Source organism: Lysinibacillus sphaericus (genome assembly GCF_015844675.1).
GTDB classification, from domain to species: domain Bacteria; phylum Bacillota; class Bacilli; order Bacillales_A; family Planococcaceae; genus Lysinibacillus; species Lysinibacillus sphaericus_E.
The window spans coordinates 1-5,983 of sequence record NZ_LDGC01000032.1 but is presented as its reverse complement, the minus strand read 5'-3'; the positions used below and the strand labels follow the sequence as shown (position 1 = coordinate 5,983).

Below are 5,983 nucleotides of genomic sequence, written 5' to 3'. Positions count from 1 at the left end.
TAGGGTACTTTTGTTTATAATGAGAAAAAAGATGTCGGAGCGGAATAAATGACGAAAAGATTATTTACTAAAAAAGAGCAAGAACAACTAAAATGTAATCCTAATGTCCAGGCTATTAGTGATAAAGCGATTACATATACTGAGGAATTTAAACGCCATTTTATTGCAGAAAATGAAAAAGGAAAACTCCCAAGAACGATTTTTGAAGAGGCCGGTTTAGATGTTGAACTGATTGGTTTGAAGCGCATTAGTTCAGCGGGAAAGCGTTGGCGTGCAGCTTATCGTACAACTGGAGTAGAGGGTCTACAAGATACACGGAAATCGAATTCAGGTCGTCCAATAGAACGGGAATTAAGTTTAGAAGAAAAAATTGCACGATTAGAAGCGAAAAATCAATTATTACAAGCGGAGAATGAACTTTTAAAAAAGCTCGATCTACTCGAAAGGCAGATGTTAAAGAAGAAATAACAATCGCAACAGAACTAAAATTTGAATTAATCAGTAAAACGATTCAAAAATATAAACTAAAACGTTTAGTAAGTTATCTATGTGAAATCATGGGCGTATCTCGTTCAGGTTACTATAATTATTTCACAGAAAAATCAGCACAAAAGCGTGCAGCCCATGAGTTAGCAGATGCAGCAATCAAAGAAATCATTTTAAAAGCGTATCATTTCCGAGGACGTAAGAAAGGTGCACGTCAAATTAAAATGACGCTAGAAAATCAATATGGGATTACGTATAACTTAAAACGTATTCGCCGCATTATGAAGAAATTCGAGATTGTATGCCTAATTCGAAAAGCGAATCCAGCACGTAGAATGGCCAAAGCGACAAAAGAACATCGTACATGTCCAAATGAATTACAGCGTAACTTTAAACAAGGTGTAGCAGGAAAAGTATTATTAACAGATATTACGTATTTGACGTACGGAAACGGTAAACGTGCTTATTTATCAACGATTAAGGACGCTGAGACAAACGAAATTTTAGCGTATGAAGTATCTGCTTCATTAAGTATGGATATCGCACTCAATACTCTTCGTAAATTAAAACGAAATCACCACCATTTAACGAAAGATGCATTTATTCATTCCGATCAAGGAGTCCATTATACGAATCCAAAATTCCAGAAACTTGTCAAGAAAATGGGACTAGGGCAATCAATGTCACGTCGAGGAAACTGTTGGGATAACGCCCCTCAAGAATCCTTCTTCGGTCATTTTAAAGATGAAACCAATCTGAAAGCGTGCGAAACATTAGAAGAAGTAAAACGAGAAGTGAAAAGTTATATGATATATTACAACCATTATCGAGGGCAATGGAACTTGAAAAAGCTGCCGCCTGCAAAATACAGACAGCAGCTTCAAGAGGTAGCCTAGCTTTTTTTCAAAATGTCCTTTACAAAGGGTACACTTTAGGATGGTAAGGCTCTTTCTTTGTAGAAGTGATATTATCCATTTTTCAGTGCGTTACTGTCATGATTATATTTAAAAATGATGGCAAAAATGATGGCCAAAACGAACGTATAACCGCCAAAGAACAACCAAATATTTTGCCAATTTCTTACGCCCTCAACTGTGAAATAATCAACTACTTTGCCACTAATGACAGCTCCTAAATAGGCGCCAATACCATTGACCATCGTACTAAATAATCCTTGAGCACTGCCGCGAATTCGATGATCGACTTCTTTTTCAACAAAAATCGCTCCCGAAATATTAAAGAAATCAAAGGCACAACCGTAAACGATCATTGATAACAGCAATAGTAAAAATCCTCCGCCAACTGGGCTTCCATACCCAAAGAAAACAAAACGTAATGTCCATCCAATCATACTAATGAGTATTACTTTTTTAATGCCATACTTACTTAAAAAGAATGGAATGGTCAGAATAAAGAAGACTTCTGAAATTTGTGACACTGATAATAAAATAGCTGGATATTTAACAGCAAAGCTATTTTTATAATCAGGGTTCAATGCAAAGTCGTGTAAAAATGGATCGCCGAATGTATTAGTAATTTGAAGCGCAACGCCTAGTAGCATTGAAAAAATTAAAAACATAGCCATTTTTTTATCTTTAAAAAGAACAAAAGCATCCAGTCCCAAAAGGCTTACCCACGACTTGTCCTTTATTTCATTGGAAGTTGGGCATGCCGGAAGAGAAATTGTGTAAAGTGCAAGTACTAACGAAGAGCCGCTAGCAATAAATAATTGAATATTACTTAATTCAATTTTGGCAAGACTAATAATCCACATCGCAAGAATAAAACCAATTGTCCCATAGACACGAATAGGCGGGAAGTCCTTTACAATATCAAACCCTTTGTTCTCCAAACTAAAATAAGAAATCGTATTCGATAATGCAAGTGTTGGCATATACACGATTGAGTTAAAGAGCATTACCCAAAACATCATCGTAGGATCGGAAATTTGAGCCGCAATAAATAGGGTAATCGCCCCGAAAAAATGCAGTATTCCGTATAAAACATTGGCTTTTACCCAACGATCTGCAATTATACCTATAAGACTGGGCATAATAATGGCTGCAAGACCGTTAGAACTATACACGATTCCAACTTGTGCTCCGGTAAAATGTAACGTATTAATCATATAAGAACCAAATGTAACGAGCCAAGACCCCCAAATAAAAAATTGAAGAAAAATCATTATTTTAAGCCGTAATTTTATATTCATTTTTTCCTCCTATAGAAGGTGATGTAGTTGTTCTGAGGCAATAATGCCATTTAAAAAGTTATTTCTTTTGTAATTCACTACTTTGGTTTTTTAAACATATCTACAGCATTTGCTCCTTGTGTCCGAATCATACGAATTTATTGGAGTTTCTTTTGAAGGATTGTCCTATACAAAGTAACAGAATTGTTTTGGTGAAAAATGCGATAGTATATATACTTTTTAGTAAAATGGCAAGAACGTGAAGAAATACAACAAGGAGGATTTAGGAAGATATTAACTGTACATTTCAATTTTAGAACGTGATTATATTAGGACAAGTTCTTGAATTTTTTGGTAGGCAATCTAGTTACTAAATAATATAATTAGTAAGTGACGTTTTAAAATTAAAAGTTTAGGAGTAAGTATTTTGGAAATGTTTATTATGGCAATAGTGGTTACGTTAATTTTCGGCAGTTTTTCTTACATGCTGTTAAAAAATACTGAAAATTTTTTAAAGATGAGTTCCTTTTCAGAAAAATTCATTAAGAAATCATTTTTAAAAAAATTCGTAAAGTTTATGGGCTGGTGGTTTTTAATACTTGTGATAGGTGTATGGATTATAGCAATTCTCTCTTTATTTGAATGAAATTATGTCAAGTAGCTGAAAATAATGTATGTCCTTCTAAAATAGGATGTTCACTATTACACATAGAAGAGAAAACCAAAGGATAGCATTCCTATACATATTTTTTTACAACAAAGTGAAGTTACTCATTTGAAAAATAATGAGTAACTTTTTTCTATTTTCAATTACTTCAATAAAGGACAATGGGGCTCACTTTTTAACCGGATGATGAAGTAGCCGCAAGGTTGATTTTTAAGTCTTGACGTTATTCCTGCTCATATTTATATATTTTACATATAACCGAATAGTTATGTGAAAATGAAAATTCTGTAAAACGAGAAATTATTGTTAACGTACCTTTGAATAAAGTTTGGAATGCATTGACTAAGCCTGTGCATTTAAACCTTTGGTATTCAAAAAATGTATCTACCCATTCCTGAAACTTTTCGACAATCGGTTTTGATTGCTTTTGCTGTACTTTACGACGCTTTCCTTGTGAGAGATGCTTATATTGCCGTTCTAAGCGATACAGTTGATCACAGTAATCCAAGCCGATTTACCCATTTTTGCTATAGGCTTTCAGCCAATAACGTCGTATATGCGCCCAACAATTAGTGAATGAAATAGTAGATAGCTTACCGTATGCTTATAAAATGCTATTTTTATAGCAATTATTGTCGAAATAATGTCGAAGGTTGTAAAAAATAAATACAGTATTATAAATATCACTACTCATGATGATCTTATCTGTGTATAGTTGCATAAGATAAAATGAAATAATCTACGATAGATGAAGGGGATTACTTTTAAATGGGAAAGAAAATAGCATGGGTTACAGATACAGCAGCATTGTTAGATGAAAAGTTCATACAGGACAATCAAATTCACGTATTACCACTTAATATAGTGTTCGAAGAAGGGGCTTTACGCGAAACTGTTGATATGACACATGATCAGTTTTACGAAAAGCTACGAAATGCTAAAAAAAATCCAAAGACATCACAACCTGCTATTGGTGAGGTTGTAGACTTATATAAATCATTAAAAGAACAAGGGTATACATGTGCAATTGCAATTCATACCTCTCAACATCTTTCAGGCACGTATCAAAGTACTTTCACGGCAGCTTGTCAAGCTGAATTTGAAGTATATCCAGTGGATTCAAAAATTGGGTCATTTCCGATGATGAAAATGATTAAACTCGGTCAGCAGTTAGAGCGTGAAGGTTTTGAAACTGGCTATATTGTTGAAAGAATCAATGAGATGGCAGATAACAGTGAGCTTTCATTTATTCCGGCTAACTTATCACAATTACATAAAAGTGGTCGAGTTTCAGGGACTCAAGCATTTTTTAGTAACTTGTTGAATATTAAAGTTGTCATATCATTTGAAGATGGGAAGCCCGTTATGAAAGAAAAAGTACGCGCTACGACTAGAGCTAAAACATATGTACAAAATGTTTTAAATACAGATTTAGAAAAAAGTATTATCCCTGAAGTTGCAATTATTCACTGTAATGATGAAGAAGGCGCAACCGCTTGGAAAAAAGCTCTAGAGAACGAATATCCGCTCATAAACTTCTCCGTATTACCACTAAGTGCTTGTGTAGCGGTTCATGCAGGTGAAGGAACGCTTGGTTTAAGTTGGGTACGTCTACCAGAGCTTGCACCACTTAAGAAAAAGAAAGCTGAATTAGTTACTATATAAACATAATTTTAATCTAAATTATTGTAGGTACATGAAGTTGCGAAATTCCTATAAACTAACTATTATACAGTCAGAGAGCATTCTAGCTTAAGTAAACTGGCAGATGTAACGTTATTTTTTGAATGATAGCAGTGTTTTCATTCAGGTATGGGGGACTGGCTGTTAAATTTTGTTTGAATACGGATATTGTTATTATAGGTAATTTAGTCTTCGACGATTTGAATCATATACGCATTTGTCGTGCGGTAGATTCCGTCGAGATAGAACGTTTCAATTGGGGAATTATAGTGGGCGTGCCTTTGTGGGACATGCTTATGGTAATTTTTCTTTGACTGATTTTTGATACGCATATGATGTGTACACAGAACCATGATCGCTATGCAAGATGCAGCCTTGCGGTAAATCAGGTAATTGATATAAAGTATCCAAAACGAATGACGTATCTTCTGTAGAATCAATTGTTTGCGCTACAATTTCTCCGATATAGAGTAAGCCCAAAATATAAAAAAAAAGCGCACCTTTTCGGTATACTGAACTGAACCCTATTTTGTAGACAGTTTAATAAAAAGGGATGTAGTTTTAAGTTAAGCCGCAATGAGTTGGCTTCGGTAAGTTGCCGGAGCCATCTTTTTTAATGTCCATTGCTTTCGTGTGTGATTATAATGGTCCATGTAATCCATCACTATTGTGTGTAATTCTGCCAAACTTTCTGCTTGTTTATAATCTACTTCATCTTTGAAATGACCGAAGAACGATTCTATTGGCGCATTATCAAGACAATTTCCTCTGCGGGACATTGACTGGAGAAGTCCCATTTCTTTTACACGCTGCTGATATTCTGGGTGTGTATAATGAATACCTTGGTCCGAGTGAATCATCGCTTCCGGATGGAGATTGCCGTCTAGATGTGTTTTTAACTTTTCAAGCGTCTTATAGACAAGGGACATCTTTAACGTAGTAGATAATTCATATGC

5 protein-coding genes and 2 pseudogenes are annotated in these 5,983 nt (G+C 34.7%); 3 read left to right on the top strand and 4 right to left on the bottom strand.

The genetic code is table 11. From position 1 onward, the window contains the following. The first annotated feature begins 48 nt into the window (after positions 1–48). Positions 49–1,382, top strand: a protein-coding gene (locus ABE34_RS10510; RefSeq protein ID WP_430982160.1) for an IS3 family transposase whose coding sequence is annotated in 2 segments (ribosomal slippage) — positions 49–433 and positions 433–1,382 — 1,335 coding nt in all. Because the reading frame shifts where the segments join, the coding sequence is not laid out codon by codon here. Positions 1,383–1,453: 71 nt separating this feature from the next. Here ABE34_RS10510 and ABE34_RS10505 read toward each other — a convergent pair. Beyond that, positions 1,454–2,698: a nucleoside permease gene (locus tag ABE34_RS10505; protein WP_197142345.1), complete on the bottom strand. Its 1,245-nt coding sequence runs from the start codon at positions 2,696–2,698 to the stop codon at positions 1,454–1,456. A gap of 406 nt (positions 2,699–3,104) precedes the next feature. Here ABE34_RS10505 and ABE34_RS10500 point away from each other — a divergent pair, with 406 nt between their 5' ends. Then, the gene (locus tag ABE34_RS10500) at positions 3,105–3,323 is read left to right on the top strand and encodes a hypothetical protein (protein WP_197142344.1); all 219 of its coding nucleotides are present in this window, start codon (positions 3,105–3,107) and stop codon (positions 3,321–3,323) included. A 400-nt stretch (positions 3,324–3,723) separates the two neighbouring features. On the opposite strand, the pseudogene ABE34_RS25820 reads toward ABE34_RS10500, so the two are convergent. Then, positions 3,724–3,948, bottom strand: a pseudogene (locus ABE34_RS25820) (IS66 family transposase); the annotation flags it as partial. Between the two features lie 164 nt (positions 3,949–4,112). Here ABE34_RS25820 and ABE34_RS10490 point away from each other — a divergent pair. Then, entirely contained in the window at positions 4,113–5,009 is an 897-nt protein-coding gene (locus ABE34_RS10490; RefSeq protein ID WP_197142343.1) for a DegV family protein, read from the top strand. Between the two features lie 206 nt (positions 5,010–5,215). Here the strand turns inward: ABE34_RS10490 and ABE34_RS25045 are convergent. Then, positions 5,216–5,498: pseudogene (locus ABE34_RS25045) on the bottom strand (IS3 family transposase); the annotation flags it as partial. Between the two features lie 95 nt (positions 5,499–5,593). Beyond that, positions 5,594–5,983, bottom strand: a 390-nt coding sequence (locus ABE34_RS10480; protein ID WP_197142341.1) for an IS3 family transposase, incomplete at its 5' end; no start/stop codon positions are given.